This is a genomic window from Mesorhizobium sp. B2-6-2 (assembly GCF_006440615.1).
GTDB lineage: Bacteria > Pseudomonadota > Alphaproteobacteria > Rhizobiales > Rhizobiaceae > Mesorhizobium.
This window is the reverse complement of the sequence record NZ_VFUG01000020.1, coordinates 57,824-79,761: the sequence shown is the minus strand read 5'-3', so window position 1 is coordinate 79,761 and position 21,938 is coordinate 57,824. Positions and strand designations below refer to the sequence as shown.

General features: G+C 65.4%; 22 protein-coding genes. 4 read left to right on the top strand and 18 right to left on the bottom strand.

Annotation, left to right across the window (positions count from 1 at the left end):
- Positions 1-84: 84 nt before the first annotated feature.
- Complete coding sequence (locus tag FJ419_RS26475) at positions 85-939, top strand: LysR substrate-binding domain-containing protein (protein WP_140700195.1); 855 nt, start codon at positions 85-87, stop codon at positions 937-939.
- Positions 940-1,084: 145 nt separating this feature from the next.
- Here FJ419_RS26475 and FJ419_RS26470 read toward each other — a convergent pair whose 3' ends face one another.
- From FJ419_RS26470 to FJ419_RS26460, 3 genes are all read right to left on the bottom strand, one after another.
- Complete coding sequence (locus tag FJ419_RS26470) at positions 1,085-2,002, bottom strand: DMT family transporter (protein WP_246673612.1); 918 nt, start codon at positions 2,000-2,002, stop codon at positions 1,085-1,087.
- A gap of 40 nt (positions 2,003-2,042) precedes the next feature.
- Positions 2,043-2,936, bottom strand: a complete 894-nt coding sequence (locus tag FJ419_RS26465) for a DMT family transporter (RefSeq protein ID WP_140700193.1) — start codon at positions 2,934-2,936, stop codon at positions 2,043-2,045.
- A gap of 141 nt (positions 2,937-3,077) precedes the next feature.
- Positions 3,078-4,574 (bottom strand): peptidase S10, encoded by a 1,497-nt coding sequence (locus FJ419_RS26460; RefSeq protein ID WP_140636070.1) that lies wholly within the window; start codon positions 4,572-4,574, stop codon positions 3,078-3,080.
- Between the two features lie 321 nt (positions 4,575-4,895).
- On the opposite strand from FJ419_RS26460, the gene FJ419_RS26455 reads away from it, so the two are divergent.
- Positions 4,896-5,402 (top strand): OsmC family protein, encoded by a 507-nt coding sequence (locus FJ419_RS26455; RefSeq protein ID WP_140700191.1) that lies wholly within the window; start codon positions 4,896-4,898, stop codon positions 5,400-5,402.
- A 214-nt stretch (positions 5,403-5,616) separates the two neighbouring features.
- On the opposite strand, the gene FJ419_RS26450 is transcribed toward FJ419_RS26455, so the two are convergent.
- From FJ419_RS26450 to rpsF, 12 genes are all read right to left on the bottom strand, one after another.
- Positions 5,617-5,841: a hypothetical protein gene (locus tag FJ419_RS26450; RefSeq protein ID WP_041008353.1), complete on the bottom strand. Its 225-nt coding sequence runs from the start codon at positions 5,839-5,841 to the stop codon at positions 5,617-5,619.
- Positions 5,842-5,987: 146 nt separating this feature from the next.
- Positions 5,988-6,731 carry an SDR family NAD(P)-dependent oxidoreductase gene (locus FJ419_RS26445; protein WP_140700189.1) on the bottom strand — a complete coding sequence of 248 codons (744 nt, stop codon included), beginning with the start codon at positions 6,729-6,731 and terminating at the stop codon, positions 5,988-5,990.
- 60 nt (positions 6,732-6,791) lie between these two features.
- Entirely contained in the window at positions 6,792-8,273 is a 1,482-nt protein-coding gene (gene purF, locus FJ419_RS26440; RefSeq protein WP_095766993.1) for an amidophosphoribosyltransferase, read from the bottom strand.
- Between the two features lie 101 nt (positions 8,274-8,374).
- Positions 8,375-9,052 carry a CvpA family protein gene (locus FJ419_RS26435; RefSeq protein ID WP_140700187.1) on the bottom strand — a complete coding sequence of 226 codons (678 nt, stop codon included), beginning with the start codon at positions 9,050-9,052 and terminating at the stop codon, positions 8,375-8,377.
- A 42-nt stretch (positions 9,053-9,094) separates the two neighbouring features.
- Positions 9,095-10,498: a DNA repair protein RadA gene (gene radA, locus FJ419_RS26430; RefSeq protein WP_095766995.1), complete on the bottom strand. Its 1,404-nt coding sequence runs from the start codon at positions 10,496-10,498 to the stop codon at positions 9,095-9,097.
- Between the two features lie 219 nt (positions 10,499-10,717).
- Positions 10,718-12,208 (bottom strand): replicative DNA helicase, encoded by a 1,491-nt coding sequence (locus FJ419_RS26420; protein ID WP_095766996.1) that lies wholly within the window; start codon positions 12,206-12,208, stop codon positions 10,718-10,720.
- A 627-nt stretch (positions 12,209-12,835) separates the two neighbouring features.
- Positions 12,836-13,801: a small ribosomal subunit Rsm22 family protein gene (locus FJ419_RS26415; RefSeq protein ID WP_140700185.1), complete on the bottom strand. Its 966-nt coding sequence runs from the start codon at positions 13,799-13,801 to the stop codon at positions 12,836-12,838.
- Position 13,802: 1 nt separating this feature from the next.
- The gene (locus FJ419_RS26410; protein WP_140700183.1) at positions 13,803-14,126 is read right to left on the bottom strand and encodes a YnfA family protein; all 324 of its coding nucleotides are present in this window, start codon (positions 14,124-14,126) and stop codon (positions 13,803-13,805) included.
- A gap of 67 nt (positions 14,127-14,193) precedes the next feature.
- Complete coding sequence (locus FJ419_RS26405) at positions 14,194-15,480, bottom strand: cyclopropane-fatty-acyl-phospholipid synthase family protein (protein ID WP_140700181.1); 1,287 nt, start codon at positions 15,478-15,480, stop codon at positions 14,194-14,196.
- A gap of 245 nt (positions 15,481-15,725) precedes the next feature.
- The gene (rplI, locus tag FJ419_RS26400) at positions 15,726-16,310 is read right to left on the bottom strand and encodes a 50S ribosomal protein L9 (protein WP_095767000.1); all 585 of its coding nucleotides are present in this window, start codon (positions 16,308-16,310) and stop codon (positions 15,726-15,728) included.
- A gap of 216 nt (positions 16,311-16,526) precedes the next feature.
- Complete coding sequence (gene rpsR / locus FJ419_RS26395) at positions 16,527-16,775, bottom strand: 30S ribosomal protein S18 (protein ID WP_006203718.1); 249 nt, start codon at positions 16,773-16,775, stop codon at positions 16,527-16,529.
- Positions 16,775-17,260, bottom strand: coding sequence for a 30S ribosomal protein S6 (gene rpsF, locus FJ419_RS26390; RefSeq protein WP_140546567.1), 486 nt, complete (start codon positions 17,258-17,260; stop codon positions 16,775-16,777). Before rpsF ends, rpsR begins: the two co-directional genes overlap by 1 nt.
- Before the next feature lie 434 nt (positions 17,261-17,694).
- Between rpsF and FJ419_RS26385 the strand changes: the two genes are divergently transcribed.
- Positions 17,695-19,305, top strand: coding sequence for a pilus assembly protein (locus FJ419_RS26385; protein WP_140700179.1), 1,611 nt, complete (start codon positions 17,695-17,697; stop codon positions 19,303-19,305).
- A gap of 156 nt (positions 19,306-19,461) precedes the next feature.
- On the opposite strand, the gene FJ419_RS26380 is transcribed toward FJ419_RS26385, so the two are convergent.
- Both FJ419_RS26380 and FJ419_RS31315 read right to left on the bottom strand, forming a co-directional pair.
- Positions 19,462-20,583: an ABC transporter permease gene (locus tag FJ419_RS26380; protein WP_140700177.1), complete on the bottom strand. Its 1,122-nt coding sequence runs from the start codon at positions 20,581-20,583 to the stop codon at positions 19,462-19,464.
- A gap of 3 nt (positions 20,584-20,586) precedes the next feature.
- Positions 20,587-20,763, bottom strand: coding sequence for a hypothetical protein (locus FJ419_RS31315; protein ID WP_246679402.1), 177 nt, complete (start codon positions 20,761-20,763; stop codon positions 20,587-20,589).
- Here FJ419_RS31315 and FJ419_RS31310 point away from each other — a divergent pair.
- Positions 20,740-21,336 carry a hypothetical protein gene (locus tag FJ419_RS31310; protein WP_246679401.1) on the top strand — a complete coding sequence of 199 codons (597 nt, stop codon included), beginning with the start codon at positions 20,740-20,742 and terminating at the stop codon, positions 21,334-21,336. The two genes, FJ419_RS31315 and FJ419_RS31310, sit on opposite strands and share 24 nt — an antisense overlap.
- Here FJ419_RS31310 and FJ419_RS26370 read toward each other — a convergent pair.
- Entirely contained in the window at positions 21,317-21,931 is a 615-nt protein-coding gene (locus tag FJ419_RS26370; RefSeq protein ID WP_140700173.1) for an ABC transporter substrate-binding protein, read from the bottom strand. The two genes, FJ419_RS31310 and FJ419_RS26370, sit on opposite strands and share 20 nt — an antisense overlap.
- Positions 21,932-21,938: the final 7 nt, after the last annotated feature.

Sequence of the window (21,938 nt, the reverse complement as noted above, 5' to 3'; positions counted from 1 at the left end):
CGCCGTTGATGGGAGGAGCTTGCCACCGGCGTAACATCAATAAAATCGAATTGTTTTTGATAAATAATTCGATATCATCGAAGTATGGAAACTCTCGATCCGGATCTTCTGAAAACCTTCATTGCCTTTGTCGATGGCGGCTCGCTCGCCAAGGCCGCATCCACCGTCGGCCGCACACCGTCAGCGGTGACCGCGCAGATGCAGCGGCTGGAGGAGGTCGTCGGCGAGCCGTTGCTCATCCCGCAGGGCAGGGGTCGCGGGCTGACCCCGGCCGGCGAGGACCTTGTCGGCCATGCGCGGCGCATCCTTGCCGTCCACACCGAGGCGTGGCTGGCGCTAAAGGGTGCGCGCGCCAGCGGCCGCATCGCCATCGGCACGACGCAGGATTTCGCGGATCAGGGCCTGCCGGATCTGCTCCGGGCCTTCGCCGCCAGCCATCCGCGCGTCAGGGTCGAGCTCCGCGTCGGTCGCTCCCTGGAGCTTGGGTCAGCGCTGCAGGCGGGCCAGCTCGACCTCGCGATCGCCATGCGCCATGCCCCGTCGCCGGATGAAGCGGCTGTGATCAGCGAGCCGATGCTGTGGCTCTGCTCGGAAAAAGGCCTGGCGGCGCGGCAGGAGGTGGTGCCGCTGGCCCTGCTCGATCCCTATTGCGGCTTCAGGGAGGCGGCGCTCAACGCGCTCGACGCCGCCGGCCGCCGCTATCGCATCGCCGCCGGCAGCGCCAGCCTTGCCGGCCTGCGCGCCGCGGTCAATGCCGGCATCGCGCTGACGCCGCGCACCCGGCGCTTCGCCCATTCCGGAATCGTCGAGGCATCTGCCGATTTCGACCTCCCGCCGCTGCCGATGGCCGATTTCGCCATCCGGCTCGGCCGCGAAGCCGCGCGTCCCGCGCGGGACCTGGCGGAGCTGCTTGCTGGCGGGTTGGCCCTTCCGTCCTGAGGCCGGTCGCCAAAAGAAAAAGCCGACCTTTTTGAGGGTCGGCTTCTAGTCGGACGGGTCGAGGGGTTTGGGGGGACTTGGGGGGTGACCCGTCGATCCAATAATGCTCCACGCGAATGATGGTTCCGTGACCGGCGAAATATTTTTACGAGGCCGCCGATTTCGCCCTCAGCCAGTCGCGTCCGGCATGCGCAAAGACCGCGCAAAGCACGATGGCGCCGCCGATGACGCTGGCCACCGGTGGGATCTCGCCGAGGAACAGCAGCGCAAACAGGATGGCGAACGGCACCTCGGCGGAACCGAGCAGTCCGGCTTCCGCCGACGGGATCAGCCGCGAGCCTTCCGTCCACAGGATCGAGGCGAGCGCGAAGGAGCAGCCGAATGTGGCAAGCAGCACCACGTCGCGGGCGGACACGGCCAGCGGATCGGTGACGAACCAGCCGAGCACGAAAAGCAGGAAGGCCGAGACAGCGCCCGCCCAGACGACCGGCGAGTCGCGAAAAGCGCGCACCATGATCATGTAGAGCGCGCTGCCGGCGGTCATCAGCAGCGCCAGGGCGTCGCCGAACAGGTGCCCGTTGCCGAGGCCGGCGCCCACCATGATGGCGACGCCGCAAAGCGATACGGCCGCCGCAACCATTGTCTGCAGCCGGAATTTTTCCCGCACCAGAAGGAAGGCGAGCAGTGCCGCGATGAAGGGCGAAGTGGCGTAGATGACCGCGACATTGGCGACATAGGTGAATTTGAAGGCCGAGATGAAGGCGATGCTGGCGGCGGCGCCCTCAATCGCAAGCAGCCAGCCGCGCCAGCCGAGTTTCAGGCTTTCGCGCCCGCCCGAGCGGCGCCGGCGCCACAGCACGTAGAAGCTGATCAGGATCGAGCCGAAAAAACCGCGCCAGCAGGTGATGGTAAGCGGATCGGCATGGATCGACTTGGTCAACACGCCGGTGAGCGCGAAGGCGATGGCCGATGCCGACACCAGGATGATGCCGAGCGTGCGCTCGGCCGCCACGTCGGCCGCGGCAGGCGCAAGCTTTTCCGGCATGTCGAGCGTGTCCGTCATGATGCCAGCCTACCCAGTTCTTGCTGACAGCCTTCTGTCATCAGGCCTGCTCCCGTTTGCAGAAATGCTCGTTGCCGACGATGAGCAGGCCGGCGCCGACGATCAGCGCCGCGCCCATGAAAACTTCCATGCGCGGCAGGTCGCCCCAGATGGCGTAGCCCAGCGCGAAGGCCCAGACCAGCGAGGTGTATTCGAACGGTGCCACGATCGACACCGGCGCGCGTTTCATGCCCTCGAACAGCATGTATTGCGCCACGCCGCCGAGCGCGCCGACGCTGACGAGCAAGAGGAACTGTGTTCCGTCGGGCATATGCCACCAGATCAGGGCCGGGACGGCCGAAAAGAGCATGAAATAGAAATTGTTGAGCACGAGTTGGATCGTTGTGCGCTCCTGCATGGCGATCTTGCGTAGCAGCACCACGGCGATCCCCCAAAGGACGGCCGCTGCCAGCACCAGGAGCACCGGCACGGAGAGGCCGAGTCGGGTCGGATCGCAGGCGATGAAAACGCCGGCGAAGCCGATGAACACCGCGATCCAGCGCAGCAGCGGCACCGTCTCGCCCAGGATCAGCACGGACAGCACAGTAACGATGATCGGCGCGGCGTAATAGATGGTGGTGAGCTCTGCAAGCTGCAGCGAGCGCGCGGCGTTGTAGTAACAAAGCCAGGCGGCGAGCGTGAAGGCGCCGCGCACCAGCATCGGCTTGACGATCGGCGAATCCATCGTATCGGCGAACAGCCGCCTGCCGCCGATCGCGCCGCAGGCGAGGAGCACGGTGATCGAGCGGACGAACATGATCTGCCAGACCGTCATGCCGACGACCAGAAGCTTGATCGAGGCATCCTGCGCCGAAAACAGGAAATAGGCGGCGGCCGTGAACAGGATGCCGGCCAGCACCCTTTCGCGGCTTTCCAGGATGACGACATCGGCCATGTGGGCTCAGCGTGTTCGCGTGAGGCGGTTCCGCCCCAGCCGGGACCGTTGCTCAAGCTATAGGGGCGAAAGCTTGCACGGCGCTGCTCCAGCGCGGCGCTTGCGTTGGCGCAGGTCTTTCGCTTGAACCGGTCGGAACTCCTACTGTGTCGCCTGATAAAGCTCGGATGCCGCATCCTTCAGCGCGCGTCGGCCATCGGGCCGCAGATACATCATGTGGCCGCCCTCGACGACGTCGAGCCGGATCGGCTTGGCGTCTGATAGCGAAGGAAGCTGGTTCACCAGATAGCGCGAGGCGAGATAGGGCGTGACGAGGTCGGTATAGCCGTTGACGATGACGACGCCGAGCGCCGGGTTGAGCGAGCGCGCCCGCTGCAGGTCGTTCATCACGCCGGCATAGCCCTGGCCCGATGTGCCGTAATCCCAGCTGCGGCTGACCTCGCCATTGAGCAGCCGGTAGCTGACATCGGTGCGGTAGTTGAGCTCGTTTCGCGCATAGGCGACGAAGGCGGATGTCAGCACCGGAACGCTGCGGTCGAGCACGGGATCGGGGCCGGCCTCACGGGCGCTTTGCGGTGCGATGTCGGCGGTGCCGATGGTGGCGTCGTAGGGGCTGAGCACCTTGCCGGTGGCGCGCTGGAATTCCTTGGCGAAAAGCCCGATGGGGATGCGGGCGAAATTGCGCTGGACGAGCTCCAGCGGCAGGCCGGTGATCTCCGAGACGCGCCCGCTGGCGAGCTTGCCGCCTTGCTCCAGCCCGCTGTTCAGCGCCGTCAGGTAATCGCCGAGCGCGTAATGCTCGACCTCAGCCAGCCTGTCGCGCAACGCGTCGCCGCTCACGCCGTCGCCCTTCAGCCGCGTTGCCGCCAGCGAAGGCAGCTCCAGCGCCCAGTGCAGCTGGTCGAACTGGTCGGGCCGCACCAGCATGAATTCCAGCGCCGGCGAGATCAGCACGATGCCGCTGGGGCTGAGGCCGACATCCTCCTGCAGCGTGCGGGCAAGCAGCGCGGCGCGAAAGCCGCCATAGCTCTCGCCGGCGAGGAACAGCGGCGATCCGGTGCGGCCGTTCTGCGCCAGATAAAGGCGGATGAAGGCGCCGACCGAGCTGGCGTCGGCATCGACGCTCCAGAATTCCTTCGGCTCGTGCCCAGGCGCCTCGCGGCTGTAACCGGTGCCGACCGGATCGACGAAGACGAGATCGCTCATGTCGAGCCAGCTGTCGGGGTTGTCAATGAGCTTTTGCGGCGGCCGCAGGAACTCGCCGTCGGCGGCGGTCTCGACGATGCGCGGCCCGATCGCGCCGATATGCAGGTAAGCCGATGCAGCACCGGGCCCGCCATTGAAGACGAAGGTGATCGGCCGCTCTTTCGCAGGGGCGGGCGATTGCTGCGAGTAGGCGACATAGAAGATCTCGGCCGTCACCTCGCCCTTGCCGGATAGGAGAGACAGCGTGCCGGCCTTGGCCTGGTAATCCAGCTTGCGCCCGCCGAGCGTGATCGAATGCTCTGTCACCTGCGGTGGCGGCAACAGCGACAGCACGCCGCCGGTCGGGGCTGGACGCTCGGGTGCTTCGGCGAAGGTGGGCTGAGCGAAGGCGGCGAGCGCCAGCAGGACGAGGGAGACGAGCTTGGATCGCATGTGGGCTCCGGAAATGGTCTCGGAATAGGTATGGCCTGGGAGTGTAAAGTCAAAACAACAATCGCAAACGTTGCGATCCTTCGCGCCCCCCTTCTGCCCTGCCGGGCATCTTCCCCTCAAGGGGGAGATCAGATGTCGCGTCGGCCTTCGCCATTCTCCCACGCTCGCTAATCTCCCACGCGCTGCCGAAAGGGCGCCGCCGGAGAAGCTGCCAATCTCCCCCCAAGAGGGGGAGATGTACGGCAGGACAGAGGGGGGGCGCTGTCCCGCCGGCATATCAGTGCTATCAAGGCATCAAAGGCTGATCGGAAGGACAACACAATGGACTCCACCGCCCTCAAGGCCATGCAGGCCCCGTTGAAGGACGCCTATCGCGAGGACGCCGGCAGGGCGCTGATCACGCTCAAGGCGCGCGGCACGCTCGACGACCAGTCGATCGCCTGCAAGGTGGAGACGGGCAGGGCGCTTGCTGTCGCCGGGCTTCATCCGGCCACCGGCGGCTCGGGCCTCGAGCTGTGCTCGGGAGACATGCTGCTGGAAGCGCTGGTCGCCTGCGCCGGCGTGACGCTGAAAGCGGTGGCGACCGCGCTGGAGTTCAACCTCGGCAACGCCACGGTCGAGGCCGAGGGCGACCTCGATTTTCGCGGCACGCTCGGCGTCGCCCGCGACGCGCCGGTCGGCTTCCGCGCGATAAGGCTGAAATTCGATCTCGACACCGACGAGCCGCAGGAGCGCATCGATTCGCTCACAAAACTCACCGAGCGCTACTGCGTGGTGTTCCAGACGATCAACAACAAGCCGGCGTTGAGCATGAGCGCGGGGCGCTGAAACTGCCAATCTCCCCCCTTGTGGGGGAGATGCCCGGCAGGGCAGAGGGGGGCGCTGTCCCGCCGGCGTTTCAAACCTTCGGCAGGAAAAAACCGTAACGATTCAAGCTGCAATCAAAATGCCAGCGTTCAAGGGCGGTGATCCTTCGCGCCCCCCTCTGGCCTGCCGGCCATCTCCCCCACAAGTGGGGAGATCAGCAGCTTCGACGCCGCGCCTATTGCGCCGAGGGCGTTTCCGCATCCCCTTCATCGGTAAAGGGCGAGGCGCTCGGCACGCATTGTACGGCCCATCCCTGAGGGGTCGGCTGCTTCTGATATTCGGTGATGGCGTTGGTGCATTGTTCGCGGGTGTCGAAGGTGCTGGGCAGCACCACCATGCCGCCCTGCGGGCCGGCGATCACCAGATACCAGACCAACGCTACGCTGGGAGTAGCAGCCATGGGAATTCCTCGCTTTGAAATGTCGGAGTCGGCCCAATCCTAGCAACTCCCATGGAGCAGCGAAAGCAGCGAGGCGGCACACGCTTTCGCCGCCCCGTTCACAGACCCGTGAATAGAGGGGTCGCCACGCGCCAGGCACCCAGGCTTTATTCCGGCTGCCGGTAGGCGACGAAGCGATTGTGCTTGGCCTGGAAGATCAGGCCGGTTTCCTTCAGTTCCGGGCTTGCCAGGGGCACGATGCGCCTGGCGATCTCGGACGGATGCGGCAGCGTCTCCGGGTCTTCGCCGGGCATGGCCTGCGCGCGCATCGCCGTGCGGGCTGCGCCCGGATCGGCGGCGTTCACCCTCAGCGGCAGGCTCTCGGTTTCATGCGCCCAGGACCGCATCATCGTTTCGACCGCCGCTTTCGAGGCCGCATAGGGCGCCCAGAAGGCGCGCGCCGAATGCGCCGCGTTGGACGACAGGATGATGGCGCGGCCGGCATCGGAGAGCCTGAGCAGCGGATCGACCGAGCGGATCAGACGCCAGGTCGCCGTCACGTTGATGGTCATCACCTTTTCGAAGGTCTTGGCCTCGACATGGCCGATCGGCGAGATGACGCCGAGCACGCCGGCATTGGCGACCAGGATGTCGAGCTTGCCCCAGCGCTCATGGATCGCGCCGCCCAGCCGGTCGATGCCGGCCATGTCGGCAAGATCGAGCGGCACCAGCGTCGTCTGGCCGCGGCCATCGGCCTTGATCTGGTCGTCGAGCTCTTCCAGCCCGCCGACCGTGCGCGCCACCGCGATCACATGCGCGCCTGCTGCCGCCAGCTCCCTGGCGATGAAATAGCCGATGCCGCGCGAGGCGCCGGTTACGACCGCCACGCGGCCTGAAAGGTCGAGGGTCATGTGAGAGATTCCATAAAGGCGCGAGACGGCTCGGCGATGGCAAATGATAGTCCGGGCGCCCTACGCCCCGCCGCTCGCCAGCAGCGACAGCGTGCGCACATTGTCGTGGCCTTCGAAGTCGAGCAGGCGGGTGGGGTACTGTCCCGTGAAGCAGGCGTCGCAGAATTGCGGCTGGTCGTTGTCGCGGCGCGCCTCGCCGACGGCGCGGTAGAGCCCGTCGATCGACAGGAAGCCGAGCGAATCGACGCGGATGAACTCGGCCATCTCCTCGACCGACATGCGCGACGCAAGCAGCTTCGACTTCTCCGGCGTGTCGACGCCGTAGAAGCAGGACGCGCTGGTCGGCGGCGAGGCGATGCGCATATGCACTTCCCTGGCACCCGCGTCGCGCACCATCTGCACGATCTTCTGGCTGGTGGTGCCGCGAACGATCGAATCGTCGACCAGCACCACGCGCTTGCCCTCGATCATGCGGCGGTTGGCGTTGTGCTTGAGCTTAACGCCCATGTGGCGGATGGAATCGCCTGGCTGGATGAAGGTGCGGCCGACATAGTGGTTGCGGATGATGCCGAGCTCGAAGGGAATGCCGGCGGCCTGGGAGAAGCCGATCGCGGCCGGCGTCCCGGAATCCGGCACCGGCACGACGATGTCGGCCTCGACCGGGCTTTCCTGCGCGAGTTCCGCGCCGATGCGCTTCCTCACATCATAGACGTTGCGGCCTTCGACCGAGGAATCCGGCCGCGCGAAATAGACATATTCGAAGATGCAGAAGCGCGTCTTCTGCGGCTCGAACGGGAAGATGCTCTCGATGCCCTTCGCGGTGACCACCACCATCTCGCCGGGCTTGATGTCGCGCACGAAGCGGGCGCCGATGATGTCGAGCGCGCAGGTTTCGGAAGCGAGGATCCAGGCGCCGTCGAGGTCGCCAAGCACCAGCGGGCGGATGCCGAGCGGATCGCGGCAGCCGATCATCTTCTTGGCGGTCATCGCCACCAGCGAGAAGGCGCCTTCGACCTGGCGGATCGCATCGATGAAACGCGAATTCAAATCGCGCTCCTTGCTCGTCGCGACCAGATGCAGCAGCGTCTCGGTGTCGGAGGTCGAGGAGAAGATCGAGCCCTGCTTCTGCAGCGCGCGCTGCACGGTGAGCGCGTTGGTGAGGTTGCCGTTGTGAGCCACGGCAAGACCGCCTTCCGCGAGCTCGGCGAAGAAGGGCTGGATGTTGCGCAGCCCGGCGCCGCCCGTGGTGGCGTAGCGCGTGTGGCCGATGGCGCGGTTGCCTTGCAGACTGTCGATGACGCGCTGCTTGGTGAAGGTGTCGCCGATCAGGCCGACATGGCGTTCGACATGGAACTGGGTGCCGTCATAGGAGACGATGCCGGCCGCTTCCTGGCCGCGATGCTGCAGGGCATGAAGGCCGAGTGTGACGATGGCCGCCGCGTCCTGCCGGCCGAAGATGCCGAACACGCCGCATTCGTCGTGGAAATGATCGTCGGCCTCGGCGGAAAGGACCTTGCCTTCATCTGCCGTTGAGTCTGCCATCTGGTGCTCAAGCTCCGCTAAAGCCGCCATATAAGGCGATCGCTCGCGGAACGCAACGCACGCTTTCTTGCATTCACAACCGGCACCAGGCCGGCTCGCGATCAGTTTGCCGGCGCTGGAGCCGGGGCGGGCGCTGGCGTGGCCGGTGCCGGCTCGTTGTCGGCAGGCGCCTCGCCCTCGCTGTCGTCTGGCGCCGGCGCGTTGTCGTCGCCTGCCGGCGGCTCGGCCGCGGGCTGGTCGGTCGTGGCCGGTGCGCCGGCCTGCGGCGTGCCCTTATGGGTGTATTTGTTGACCAGTTCCTCGGTGTTTTCCGGCAGCACGCTTTCGAGCTTGGCGCCGATCGTCTCCAGCAACGGCCGCGACTTGGCGTTGGCGATCCAGGCAGGCGCCTTGGCGCCGGCCAGCCAGTTGAAGAACAGCAGCGCCACCGCGACCACCAGGATGCCGCGCGCCGCGCCATAGAGAAAGCCGAGCGTGCGGTCGAGCGCGCCGATGCGCGAATCGATGATCCAGTCGGCGAGCTTCATGGTGATGACGGAGACGACGATCAGCGCGACCAGGAAGACGATGCCCGCCGAAGCAGCCATCGCGATCTTGTCGTTGTCGACATAGGGCTGAACATAGGGCAGGACCGGCTTGTAGAAGAAGAAAGCCGCCGCCGCCGCCGCCGCCCAGGAAACCACCGAGAGCACTTCGCGGGAGAAGCCGCGCACCATGGCGAGCATTGCTGAGACCAGGGTGAAGCCGACGAGGATTCCGTCAAGCAGCGTAATCGGCATGGTTCTCGCCCCACTTCCTGTCTTGCGGCCCGACGAGCCGCATCACTCCCCGTCGTCGGCACGACCGCGCCGTGAGCCGGCTATGCGCGCCACAAGGTCGGCAAGCTCGGTGGGCTGGAAAGCGCCGGCCCCGATCCCCCCGGCAAGTTCCTCGCTGCCGAGCGGCAGCACCGCGCTTCCAAAACCCAGCTTTTCGGCTTCCTTGAGGCGCTGCTGCGCATGCGCAACCGGCCTCACGGCGCCCGATAGGCTGATTTCGCCGAAATAGACGCAATCGGCGGGAAGGGCAAGACCGGTGAGCGACGAAACCAGCGCCGCGGCGACCGCCAGATCGGCCGCCGGCTCCGAGATGCGGTAGCCGCCGGCGACGTTGAGATAGACGTCGTGCTGGCCGAAGCGGACGCCGCAATGCGCCTCCAGCACGGCGAGCACCATCGACAGCCGCGCGCCGTCCCAGCCGACGACGGCGCGGCGCGGCGTGCCGAGCGAGGAAGGCGCGACAAGCGCCTGGATCTCGACCAGCACCGGCCTCGTGCCTTCCATGCCTGCGAAAACCGCGGCGCCCGGGGACTTTGCGTGGCGTTCGCCGAGGAAAAGCTCGGATGGATTGGAAACCTCGCGCAGCCCCTTGTCCGACATTTCGAACACGCCGATCTCGTCGGTCGGCCCAAAGCGGTTCTTCACCGTGCGCAGGATGCGGAAGTGGTGATTGCCTTCGCCCTCGAAATAGAGCACGCCGTCGACCATGTGCTCGACGACGCGAGGGCCGGCGATCTGGCCTTCCTTGGTGACATGGCCAACGAGCACGATCGCCGCGCCTGTGGATTTCGCGTAGCGGATCATCGCCTGGGCGGCCGCGCGCACCTGGGTGACGGTGCCCGGCGCCGAATCGGCAAGGTCGGTCCACAGCGTCTGGATGGAATCGAGGATGACGAGGTCCGGCCGCTTGCCGTCGGCGATGGTCGCCAAGATGTCCTCGACATTGGTTTCGGCCGCAAGCTCGACCGGCGTCGAGGCGACGCCGAGGCGTTGTGCCCGTAGCCGGATCTGCGCCACCGCTTCCTCGCCCGAGACATAGACGATGCGGTGGCCTTTCGAGGCGAGCGCGGCGGCTGCCTGCGTCAAGAGCGTCGACTTGCCGATGCCTGGATCGCCGCCGACCAGAAGCGCCGAGCCGCGCACGAAGCCGCCGCCGGTGGCGCGGTCGAGCTCGCCGATGCCCGACACGATGCGCGGCGCGTCCTCGATGTCGCCCGACAGGCTGGTCAGCACCACGGCACGCCCTTTGCGGGCGTTGCGCGTGTTGGCCGGCCCCGAGCCGATGCCGCCGGACGTGCCTTCCTCGACCAGCGTGTTCCACTCGCCGCAGGCATCGCATTTGCCGGCCCAGCGCTGATGCACCGAGCCGCAATTCTGGCAGATGAACTGAACGCGCGATTTGGCCATTAGGGGCCGCCCAACATTGGATAGGTCGGCTGGACAGCGCCCCCCTCTGTCCTGCCGGACATCTCCCCCTCTAGGGGGGAGATCGGCAGTTTCGCCGACGGCGCCCACCTTGCAACGTCGGCGATTGGCGAAAGCCGATGCGACATCCAATCTCCCCCCTTGAGGGGGAGATGTCCGGCAGGACAGAGAGGGGGGTGACGGAGTGAGACCTGTCTCAACTCACTCGAACCTCTCCGGCAGATGATGCTCTTCCGCCAGATCCGAGAACCGCGTGAATTCACCGTGGAAGGCGAGGCTGACGGTGCCGGTCGGTCCGTGGCGCTGCTTGGCGATGATGCACTCGGCCTTGCCGCGCGCCTCGTTCATCTCGTTTTCCCACTTGATGTATTCCTCGGTGCCGAGCTTCGGCTCGCGGTTCTTGAGGTAATATTCCTCGCGATAGACGAACAGCACCACGTCGGCGTCCTGCTCGATGGAGCCGGATTCGCGCAGGTCCGAGAGCTGTGGGCGCTTGTCGTCGCGGCTTTCGACCTGACGCGACAGCTGCGACAGCGCGATGATCGGCACGCCGAGCTCCTTGGCCAAAGCCTTCAGGCCCGTGGTGATCTCGGTGATTTCCTGCACGCGGTTCTGCGAGGCGCGCGCGGAGGAGCCCTGCATCAGCTGGATATAGTCGATGACGATGAGATCGAGGCCGCGCTGGCGCTTCAGACGCCGCGCGCGGGCGGAAAGCTGCGCGATCGAGATACCGCCGGTCTGGTCGATAAACAGCGGGATCTTCTGCATCGTCTGCGAGCAGGCGACCAGTTTTTCGAAATCCATTTCGGTGATCTCACCGCGGCGGATCTTCGAGGACGAGATCTCGGTCTGCTCGGAGATGATGCGGGTGGCCAGCTGCTCCGACGACATTTCGAGCGAGAAGAAGCCGACGACGCCGCCATTGGCGGCCTTGAAGCTGCCATCGGCCTGCTGCGCCGGAACGTAGGCCTCGGCAATGTTGAAGGCGATGTTGGTGGCCAAGGAGGTCTTGCCCATGCCCGGACGTCCGGCGAGCACGATCAGGTCGGAGGGCTGCAGGCCGCCCATGCGGCGATCGAGGTCGCGCAAGCCGGTGGCGATGCCCGACAGGTGGCCGTCGCGCATATAGGCGGCGTTGGCCATGTCGACGGCGGTCTTGACCGCATCGTTGAAGCTCTCGAAGCCGCCATCATAGCGGCCGGTTTCGGCAAGCTCGAACAGCCGCCGTTCGGCATCCTCGATCTGGTCGGACGGCGACATGTCGACCGGCGCGTCATAGGCGATGTTGACCATGTCCTCGCCCACGGTGATCAGCGCGCGGCGTGTCGCAAGGTCGTAGATGGCGCGGCCATAGTCGGTGGCGTTGACGACGGTGACGGCCTCGACGGCGAGGCGCACGACATATTGCGCCACCGTCATGTCGCCGACCTTCTCGTCGGCCGGCAGGAAGGTTTTGAGAGTGATCGGCGTCGCAATCTTGCCCATGCGGATGAGCTCGGCCGCGATCTCGAAAATGCGGCGGTGCAGCGGCTCGTAGAAATGCGCCGGCTTCAAGAAATCGGAGACACGATAGAAGGCGTCGTTGTTGACGAGGATGGCGCCGAGCAGCGCCTGCTCGGCCTCGATGTTGTTCGGTGCCTCGCGATAGAGCGGCGTTTCCGCCGCGCCGAATTTCAGTGCCGCCTCTGCCATGATATCCCCGGTTTCGATCCCGCTGTCCTCGATATCAGAACGGGAAGATTCGGTGCTGACCTTTCTGCAACACCCCTCGGTCCAACCAGCTTGATGCCCCAATGTTCACAGGATCGGCAAACCATCCACAGGACAGTATTCCGGGGGCCCGATTCCGGTTGACTCGGCAAGGGGCCATTCTTAGTTGCAAATTTGGAACGAAGCAAGAACATTTCGGGCGACCGATTGTCATCGGACGCTCGCTCACAACCGACCAGCCGCATCCGCTCGCACAGAGAATCGCGGACGTCCTCGGCTGATCGCAAAGTAGCGAGTTGCTTCTTTTTGGGCGTTCACCAACCTTCGAGGTTAGCCGAAATGTCGGTCAAGTCGTCATCCACGGGCGGAGCAAGGAGCGAAGCGACGCGCGCAGACCCGAGGATCCATTCCGTGACCTGTCAGCGTCGCGGCGATGCAGAACGGCCCTGTTCTGCGCGGTCTTCATTCTTCGCGCAACGTCACGGAATGGATCCTCGGGTCTATGCGTCCGCTTCGCCCCCGCTCCGCCCGTGGATGACGAAGCTCGGGCGTTTCGGTCAATCGTCGAAGTGGCGACCGGCGCTTCTTCCTTCTCGAGCCTACGCTGCCTCAGTCCAGCGTGTCGCCCCAGTCAGCCCGTCGCGCCGCCTTGAAGACATCGCCGTCGCGCTTGCTGAACAGGCGCTCGCCGGCGCTGCCGTCCGGTTGGCAGAGTTTCAGCATCACCTTGCCGGAGCCCCCCTTTGGCGGCGCGATCACCCGCGCCGAATGCGCCGACGCGGGTTGCCGGGAGGCGGCGAGGTAGATGAACTTCTCGTCCTCCCATGGCACCTCGGCCTCCTTGACCAGGCGATGCAGGCGCGAACGGGCGACGCGGCGCGCGAAATGACACCAGTCGGGCGGAGCAAGCGGGCAGGGCGCCGCGTGCGGGCAGGGTGCCGAAACATGCGCGCCGGCCGCAATCAGATGGCGGCGCGCGGCAAGGATGCGCTGCCAGCCGGCGGGCGTGCCGGGCTCGACGATGAGCAATGTGCCGGCCGTGAGGCGCCAGAGGCGGTCGATGAGCTTCGGCAGCGATAAAGGCACGATCTCGTCCAGCACATAGGCGGCGCTGACGAGGTCGGCGGGCATGATGCCGTCGAGATCGATGGTGGCGTCGCCGGCGATCCAGTCGGTGCGGGCAGCGATCGCGCCTTCCGCGAGCGCCTGGCCGACCTTGCGCACGGCAGCGCTTGCCTCGACCAGCACCGCCCGTTCGAGCTCAGGCCAGGCGTCAGTCGTGGCCCAAAGCATGGTGCCAGGTCCGGCGCCGACATCGAGCAGGCTCGCCGGCCGGAAGTCGGGGCGGGCCTCGATCAAGGCATCGAGGCTGGCGCGCACGGCGGCATAAGTGGCGGGCAGCCGCGTCGCCAGATAGGCCTTGACGGCCATGTCCTCGCCCATGTGCAGGCGGCCGTCGCGCAGCTCGGCGCGGTAGCGGTCCGAGAGCGTCCGCGCCGCCTGTTTCAGCGCCGAAAGCGGCACCTTCTCCAAGAGGCTGTCGACGCCTTGCCGGAGCGGGGCGGGCAGTTCCATTTCAGGCCCCCCTCGGCGCAAGCAGGATGACCGAGGCGCCGACGATGCAGAGCGCAGCGCCGGCCAGATCCCACCGGTCGGGACGCACGGCTTCGACCAGCCACAGCCAGCCGAGCGAGGCGGCGATGTAGATGCCGCCATAGGCGGCGTAGGCGCGGCCCGTCGCCTCCGTGTCGACCAGCGACAGCAGCAAGGCGAACAGCGCCAGCGAGACGAGGCCGGGGAGAAGCCAGAGCGCCGACTTCTCCAGCCGCCACCACGCCCAGAACGAAAAGCAGCCGGCGATCTCGGCAAGAGCGGCTGCGGTGTAGATGAGGTAGGTCATGAAAAAGGTCTCGCGAACGAGACCTTTTTCGTGCCGTCAGGCCGCAATGGCAAGCGGCATTGCGCGGCTATTCCACCTTCTTGCGGCGGGTGGGCTTGGAGGGCGCCGCCGGCGCCGGCTCCTGGTGGCCGATATCGCGCAGCTCCAGCGCCTTCTCGCATTTGGCCATGTAGTCGCGCGTCATCGGCAGCGTGTCATTCTTCTTGGCGATCTGGAACTGGAAGATCACCAGGTCCTGCCAGCGGAAGGCGGCCTCGGAGGCGGCGAGATAGAATTCCCACATGCGGCAGAAGCGCTCGTCATAGATCGCCTTCGCCTTGTCGCGGTTGACGGCGAAGCGCTCGCCCCAATGCTTGAGCGTATCGGCGTAATGCAGCCGCAGGATTTCGATATCGGTGACGACGAGGCCCGACTTCTCGACCGCCGGCATCACCTCCGACATCGCCGGGATGTAGCCGCCCGGGAAAATGTATTTGCGGACGAAGGCGCTGGTCGCCCACGGCACGCCGGAACGGCCGATGGTATGGAGCAGCATCACGCCGTCGGGCTTGAGCAGCGTCGCGGCCTTGTCGAAGAAGGTGCGGTAGTGGTTGACGCCGACATGCTCGAACATGCCGACCGAGACGATGCGGTCGAAGCGTTCGTTGATGTAGCGATAATCCTTGAGCTCGAAATGCACGCGGTCCTGCAGGCCCTGCGCATGCGCGCGGTCGGTGGCGACGCCATGCTGTTCGGTGGAGAGGGTGACGCCCTGCACATCGACGTCGAAGGCCTTGGCGAGATAGAGGCCCAGCCCGCCCCAGCCGGAGCCGATGTCGAGCACCGTCTGGCCGGCCTTGAGCCTCAGCTTGGCGGCGATGTGGCGCTTCTTGGCAAGCTGCGCCTCGTCGAGCGTCATGTCGGGCTGTTCGAAATAGGCGCAGGAATACTGCATGTCCTCGTCGAGGAAGAGCTTGTAGAGCTCGCCCGAGAGATCGTAGTGGCGCTCGACGTTGCGGCGCGAGCGCGCGGCGGTGTTGATCTGCTGCAGCCGGCGGAAGGCGTGGCGCAGCCCCTCGATCGCCTTCGACCAGGTTACGTCGATGCCGCTCGATCCCATGTTCTGGAACGCGATGCGCATCAGGCCGAGAACGCCGCCCTCGATCACGTCGAGCTCGCCGTCCATATAGGCTTCGGGCACCGCCAGCATCGGATCGAAGGTGATGGCGCGCTCGGCATGCGTGGTCTTGATGTGGATATGCACCGGCTCGCCGCTGCCGTCGCCGAACTTGTGCGTCGCGCCCTTCGGCCCCGTCACCTTGAGGTCGCCGGCCCGCACCAGGCGTTCGAGAACGTGTTTCAACAGGATATTCATGACCAAATGTCCCCTCAGTCGGATCACCCGGTAATCGGACTGGAATGCCAGATCGAAAATGCCACGGCGCCTCGCCCGCGTCCAATCGACGCGCCACGCTGTAATGTGCACAAGATATGGGGTGTCGAAAAGTTCCTTTTGGCACAAAAAAGCCCGGGTCGAAGACCCGGGCGTTGGTCCAGAAATCCTGGACGTCTGCGAACCAAAGCGACGCTTCGGAGGATGTGCCAAATCAGGCCCAGAGATCAGGCGTTCTCTTCGCCGCCTTCGAATTCGGCGTTCGGGTCGAAGAAATTCTCCGGCCGGGCGTTGTCGTTGATGTCCTCGCCATAGATGGCTTCGGCGGTGGTCAGCGTCTCGCCCTTGGCCTGGCGCTCCGCCTCGTCGGCCGAACGGGCGACGTTGAGCGTCACGGTGACCTCGACTTCCGGATGCAGCGCGATCGCCACGTTGGAAAGGCCGATAGTCTTGATCGGCTGGTTGAGCTCGACCTGGTTGCGGTTGACGGTGAAGCCTTCGGCGATCAGCAGATCGGCGATGTCGCGGGTCGACACCGAGCCGTAGAGCTGACCGGTCTCGCCGGCCGAGCGCACCACGATGAAGCTCTTGCCGTCGAGCTTCTCGGCGACCTGCGCGGCCTCCGACTTACGCTCCAGGTTGCGGGCTTCGAGCTGGGCGCGCTGGCCCTCGAACTTCTTCTTGTTGGCTTCGTTGGCGCGCAGCGCCTTGCCCTGCGGCAGCAGGAAATTGCGGGCGAACCCGTCCTTGACCTTGACGGTCTCGCCCATCTGGCCGAGACGGGAAATGCGCTCGAGGAGAATGACTTCCATGGTTTCGTTCCTTCGGTTGGCGCCGGCCGAAAGGCTGGCGCAATGATCTGGAACAGGTCAGGAAGCTCTTTGCGGCGCTCGCCGCTCTTGTCGCTGTCCTGCCTGTCCTGGCAGTTAGAGGCCATCCGGCCCCAACTCGGGATTTGACTTGAACCGCGGCGCCCGTCGCCGTGGGGTGGATGCGGGCGGCAAGCGCCCGCATCGAACTTTCAGGCCTCAGCGAACCACGTAGGGCAGCAGGCCGAGGAAGCGGGCGCGCTTGATCGCCTTGGCGAGCTCGCGCTGCTTCTTCTGGCTGACGGCGGTGATGCGCGAGGGCACGATCTTGCCGCGTTCGGAAATGTAGCGCTGCAGGAGACGCACGTCCTTGTAGTCGATCTTGGGCGCGTTGGCGCCGGAGAACGGGCAGGTCTTGCGGCGGCGGTGGAAGGGGCGCCGGGTCGGGATCTGGTTGATGTCGACCATTATTCTGCACCTCCTTCAACGCCTTCGCGCGGACGGCGCGGGCCACGGTCGCCGCCTTCGCGGTCGCCGAACGAACGCGGGCCGCGGTCGCCGCGGTCGCGGTCGCCGAACGAACGCGGGCCACGGTCGCGGTCGCCGAAGCCGCCGCGCTCGGAGCGCTCTTCGCGCTTCTGCATCATCGCCGATGCGCCTTCCTCATGCGCCTCCACCTTGATGGTGAGGAAGCGAAGGACGTCTTCCGACAGGCCCATCTGGCGCTCCATTTCGTTGAGCGCGGCCGGCGGGCAGGTGATGTCCATCAGCGTGTAGTAAGCCTTCCGGTTTTTCTTGACCCGGTAGGTGAGGGACTTCAGTCCCCAGTTCTCGATCCGGCCGACCGAGCCGCCATTCGCCGTGATGACGCCCTTGTACTGTTCGACAAGCGCATCAACCTGCTGCTGCGACAGGTCCTGCCGGGCAAGAAACACATGTTCGTAAAGAGCCATTATGTTTAAGTGCCTTTCTTCGTTTCTCTCACCGGCCCTCGCGGCTAAGCCTCTGCAACTTGTCTGACCCGATCGCGAAAGAGCGGGGAAGAAAGGAGCATAACGAGACGGTCGAGAGCGGAGACACGGGAGGCTGGAAGCCTTTCCGGCTTCGTGTCGCGGCCTTTGAAAAGGCCGCGGCCCTCCGTTCAGCCCCCAGCAAGGACCGGCAGATTGCGCGGGTCTATATAGCAATTCGCCAGGAAGGCAAGGCCCGGCCTGCGTCGCCGATGCCGCGGACCTGCGAACCGGCCGTTTCGCTTATACGCGCCAGGCAAGTCTGCCTTAACCATCAAATGCGTTGTTTTCTCAAGCAGCGCCAAGGTGCTCCTGGTTTATTAACATCTTCGTATCTAATGGAATTCATTGCGAAATGCGGCCAATGGGGGGCGGTTTTGGCTTTGCATAAAGATTTCTGGCGCTCGAGGAGCGGCAATTTCGCGTTGGTGCTGGCCTTGGGCGTGCCGGCGATCCTGTCCGCGGTGGCGTTTGCCACCGATGTCTCGACGCTGATGCGGGCCAAGAGCAATCTTCAGAACGCTCTCGACGCTGCGAACCTCGCCTCCTCGCATCTCGGCGATGCGGACGTGACCCGCAACGACGTCTTCAACCGCTACTTCCAGGCCAATATCGCCACCCGCGGCGAATTGTCGAATGCCCAGGCGACGCTGACCGTCGACAAAGGCGTCAGCTACGTGAAGACCAAGGCCACCGCCAGCGCCGACGTGAACCTCAACTTCGCATTCCTGTTCGGCAGCGAACGGCACATCAGCGTCGACGCAGGTGCGGTCGAATCCAACAACCAGCTGGAAGTGGTGCTGGTGCTGGACAACACCGGCTCGATGGCCGGCGCCCGCATCACCGCGCTGCGGCAGGCGACGACGTCCGTGCTCGACTATCTCGAAGCGGTCAAATCGCCGACCCGTCCCGTGCACGCGTCGCTGGTGCCCTTCGTCACCGCCGTCAACGTCAACGGTCCCGAATTCGACCCGGCCTGGATCGACATGGACGGCCAGTCCTCGACCAACGGCGTCAATTTCGAGCCTGTCGACGGCAAGCGTCCCGACCACATGACGCTGTTCAAGGAGCTCGAGGAAGACGTACCGGTGTCGAAGCGCACCGGCTGGAACGGCACAGGCTGGAAAGGCTGCGTCGAGGCGAGGCCGGGCGCGCTGAACATCGCCGATGCGCCGCCGGACCCGTCGAAGCCCGACACCTTGTTCGTGCCCTATTTCGCGCCCGACGATCCCGACGTCGCCAAGAAGCCGTCCGCCGCCTACGGCAATTCTGCGGCCAGCTACAACAACTCCTATCTCGATGACACCGTCGACGACGTGAAGTTGGCGAAGTCGACCACCAAGCTCGTCGGCAAAAATGCTGAAAAAATTGCCAAGTACCCGGCTTCGACCAACAAGCTGATCACCGAGGCCGGCAGCACGATCACCATCGGCCCGAACCGCGCCTGCCCGACGCCTATCGTTCCGTTGACCGACGACTTCGACAAGCTGCGCCAGGCCGCCGCCCAGATGACCGAGTGGAACGGCTCCGGCACCAATGTTTCGGAAGGGCTGGCCTGGGGTCAGCGGGTGCTGTCGCCGCAGCCGCCCTATACCGACGCCACACCGTACAAGACGCCGGGCGTCACCAAGGTGGTGATGCTTTTGACCGACGGCGAGAACGTCGTCTACGGCGCCAGCAACACGCTGCAGAAATCGGACTACACCTCCTACGGCTACCTCGCCAGCGGCCGTTTCGGTTCGAGCAATCAGGCGGCGGCGGCGCGCAACGTCGACGGTTGGACGAAGGATGTCTGCACGCAGCTGAAGAGCCAGGGCGTGCAGATCTACACTATGGTGCTGCAGGCCGACACGGCGGCCAACCGCTCACTCTACAGCGCCTGCGCGTCCGATCCGAGCGACTATTACGCTGTCGAGGACCCGGCCAAGCTGCCCAACGTCTTCCAGACGATCGCCCACAAGTTCTCCAGGTTGCAGCTCACCAACTGACTAGGGGTGGCGCGCGGCATGAGAACGCTCGTGGCGGAATGGGACCCGCAACGACGCTTCTGTGGGGCGTACGGCGAACAGAGCCCGACTTCGGGACAGACCGATGCTTTTGCCGGCACTATCGGCACCGAACGCTGCCCCGGCCGACACGCCAAGTCAGATCCTGCGGAGCGCTTCAGCGGGCAGAAGGCGCGTGGCGCGCCAAGCCGGGTAGAGCGCACCGAGCGGCCCGGCGATGAAGACGAAGATCAGCGCCTGGGCGATCGACCAGCCCGACAAATACGGCACGATCAGACCCGCCGCGAACCTTGTCTTCGCCGCCGCTTCCATGGTCAGGGCGCCGAGAACGATGCCGATAACGCCGCCGGCTGCGCTCATGAAGACGCCTTCGATGAGGATGAGCCGAAGAATACGCCGCGGCGCCCAGCCCAGCGCCGCCAGAACACCAATCTCGAACGTCCGTTCGTTCACGGCCATCAGCAGCGTGTTGGCGACCGCAACCGAGGCCATCGCCATGACGACCAGTGAAATTGTCCGGGCAATCGCCCGAAGCAGATCGAAGATGCGGATGCTGTTGGCGAACTGCTCGGTGTCGCCGACCACGAATCCCGGCGCGGCTGCAACGAGCCGGGTACGGGCAGCGGCGATGCCGTCGGCGTCGAGCGGGCGCTTCAGTCTCACCTCGAACAAGGTAAAGGCGTCCTCCCGCGACAGGAGCTGCTGCAGCCCCTCGAGCGGAACGATGGCGCTGTTCTGGTTCAGCATGGACGAGAAAGACGCGATGCCGACGATCCGATAGGGCTGGAACTGCAGCTCGACGGTATCGCCGACCCGCTTGTCCAATGCGCCGGCGATCGATTGGCCAAGGATCACCGGCCACTGGTCCCCCGGCACAGGGAGCCGCCCCGCTACGAGCGGCACGTCTTTCCACAGGAAGCTGCCGCTTGGCCAGCCGGCCATGACGATATTGGCGTCCTCGTCGGCGGTGGTGATGTTGAGGAGAACGCCCGACACCGCCTCGACATTCGGCACCGCCGAAAGCGCCGGGCCGAGCGCTCTGGGCACGGTGCTGCTCACCAAATTGAAGGTGCTGCGCTGGCTAACCACCAGATCCGCGCCGTTCTCATCGATTCCCGACGCAAATGAGCGCTGGACGCCGGCGGTCAGGCCGGTAAGCGCCACGAAGCCGGCGACCGCCAAGGCGATGCCGAGCACCGTGAGCAAAGTGCGCAGCGGACGTGCGATGAGACCGCGCAAGGGCAGGGTCAGCTCCGTCATGGGCTAGCCGATCCGCGATGCCGGTGCGGGCGCTGAGATTGCCGCCATTCGGCTGTCCGAGCGGATGCGGCCATCCGAGATCTCGACCCGCCGGCTGCACAATGCGGCCACGTCCTCGTCATGGGTCACCACGATCACTGCGGTCCCGAACTCGCGATGCGCATTGCCGATGATGTCCATGACGGATTGGCTTGTCTGCACGTCGAGGCTTCCTGTCGGCTCGTCGGCAAGAAGAAGCTTCGGACGGTTGGCAAGCGCCCGCGCAATTGCAAGGCGCTGGCGTTCGCCGCCGGAAAGCTCGGCCGGCCGCAGCGTAGCGCGATCGGCAAGACCGAAATACGCCAGAAGTTCCAGCGCGCGAGCGCGACGCTGGTGCGCTCCGCCGAGGTTTCCCAGCAGAGCCACCTCGATGTTCTCGCGCGCCGACAAGGAGGGGAGCAGGCAGAAGTTCTGGAAGACGATGCCGATCCTGCTGGCCCGGACCGCTGCCCACGCAGCGCTTCCATTGACGGCCCATCCTTCGAACCGAATTTCGCCGCGGGTCGGCCGGTCGAGCCCGCAGACAAGGTTCAGGATCGTCGATTTCCCGCTGCCGCTGCGGCCGACAATCGCGACGGTCTCGTCATTCCCGATTGCGAGCGACACGTCGTCAACGGCGACGATGCGGCCGCCGTCAAAATCGCGGCCGACATTGCTCAATTCGACGAGGGAGGACATGAACGCCGGCGAGGAGTCATACCCGGCCTTTCCTGAGATAGACGACAAGCGCGGGAATCGAGCCGCCATTGCCGGCGAGGATCTGGCCGATGCGGTCCCGCTGCCGCACGGTCACCGACCCGCCGTCGACAAAGACATCGCCGATACAGAGTTGCCCGCGGCAGCGGCGGACACGCCAGTCCACGGACGTTGGGCCGTGGAGTCGCCGGCGGAATTCGCTGCGCACCAGTGTGTCGCCGTTGGCCAGAGCCTTTGTGCCGAGCACGGTGAAAGTCTTGTCCTGCGTCCGTTCCAGCTTGTCGGCCAGCCCGTGTGCGATGGCATAAAGAAGCGCATCGACAACCGCGGCGCGGTCGTCCGCGCTCGCGCTGCGCCAACGCGTCCCGAGCACGGCTTGGGCAATTCCCTTTCCGTCGAAGGCCGCTGAGATCGAGCGGAGCTGCGCCTCGGCGGGCCCGCCGTGCCCGAGCACGAGCGCCGCCTGGCGCACGGTCTCAACCAGTTTGATCGCATCGCCCTGCTCGTCGGCAACCGCCGAAAGCGGCGGGGCGCAGATGCTGAGCAACAGAGGGACGAGCAACAGCCGGGCCAAACCTGCCCAGCTTGCGTATGACAATAGGCCTGCCGTCATGATGCCA

Excerpts from the sequence above, each read along its gene's own strand:
- FJ419_RS26450 (WP_041008353.1), bottom strand. The coding sequence starts at position 5,841 with ATGGCTGCTACTCCCAGCGTAGCGTTGGTCTGGTATCTGGTGATCGCC.
- FJ419_RS26370 (WP_140700173.1), bottom strand. The coding sequence starts at position 21,931 with ATGACGGCAGGCCTATTGTCATACGCAAGCTGGGCAGGTTTGGCCCGG.
- rpsF (WP_140546567.1), bottom strand. The coding sequence starts at position 17,260 with ATGGCTCTTTACGAACATGTGTTTCTTGCCCGGCAGGACCTGTCGCAG.
- rpsR (WP_006203718.1), bottom strand. The coding sequence starts at position 16,775 with ATGGTCGACATCAACCAGATCCCGACCCGGCGCCCCTTCCACCGCCGC.
- FJ419_RS26380 (WP_140700177.1), bottom strand. The coding sequence starts at position 20,583 with ATGACGGAGCTGACCCTGCCCTTGCGCGGTCTCATCGCACGTCCGCTG.
- FJ419_RS26455 (WP_140700191.1), top strand. The coding sequence starts at position 4,896 with ATGGACTCCACCGCCCTCAAGGCCATGCAGGCCCCGTTGAAGGACGCC.
- rplI (WP_095767000.1), bottom strand. The coding sequence starts at position 16,310 with ATGGAAGTCATTCTCCTCGAGCGCATTTCCCGTCTCGGCCAGATGGGC.
- FJ419_RS26415 (WP_140700185.1), bottom strand. The coding sequence starts at position 13,801 with ATGGAACTGCCCGCCCCGCTCCGGCAAGGCGTCGACAGCCTCTTGGAG.
- purF (WP_095766993.1), bottom strand. The coding sequence starts at position 8,273 with ATGGCAGACTCAACGGCAGATGAAGGCAAGGTCCTTTCCGCCGAGGCC.
- FJ419_RS26470 (WP_246673612.1), bottom strand. The coding sequence starts at position 2,002 with ATGACGGACACGCTCGACATGCCGGAAAAGCTTGCGCCTGCCGCGGCC.
- FJ419_RS31315 (WP_246679402.1), bottom strand. The coding sequence starts at position 20,763 with ATGGACATCATCGGCAATGCGCATCGCGAGTTCGGGACCGCAGTGATC.
- FJ419_RS26410 (WP_140700183.1), bottom strand. The coding sequence starts at position 14,126 with ATGACCTACCTCATCTACACCGCAGCCGCTCTTGCCGAGATCGCCGGC.
- FJ419_RS26465 (WP_140700193.1), bottom strand. The coding sequence starts at position 2,936 with ATGGCCGATGTCGTCATCCTGGAAAGCCGCGAAAGGGTGCTGGCCGGC.
- FJ419_RS31310 (WP_246679401.1), top strand. The coding sequence starts at position 20,740 with ATGCGCATTGCCGATGATGTCCATGACGGATTGGCTTGTCTGCACGTC.
- FJ419_RS26435 (WP_140700187.1), bottom strand. The coding sequence starts at position 9,052 with ATGCCGATTACGCTGCTTGACGGAATCCTCGTCGGCTTCACCCTGGTC.
- FJ419_RS26445 (WP_140700189.1), bottom strand. The coding sequence starts at position 6,731 with ATGACCCTCGACCTTTCAGGCCGCGTGGCGGTCGTAACCGGCGCCTCG.
- FJ419_RS26420 (WP_095766996.1), bottom strand. The coding sequence starts at position 12,208 with ATGGCAGAGGCGGCACTGAAATTCGGCGCGGCGGAAACGCCGCTCTAT.
- FJ419_RS26460 (WP_140636070.1), bottom strand. The coding sequence starts at position 4,574 with ATGCGATCCAAGCTCGTCTCCCTCGTCCTGCTGGCGCTCGCCGCCTTC.
- radA (WP_095766995.1), bottom strand. The coding sequence starts at position 10,498 with ATGGCCAAATCGCGCGTTCAGTTCATCTGCCAGAATTGCGGCTCGGTG.
- FJ419_RS26475 (WP_140700195.1), top strand. The coding sequence starts at position 85 with ATGGAAACTCTCGATCCGGATCTTCTGAAAACCTTCATTGCCTTTGTC.
- FJ419_RS26405 (WP_140700181.1), bottom strand. The coding sequence starts at position 15,480 with ATGAATATCCTGTTGAAACACGTTCTCGAACGCCTGGTGCGGGCCGGC.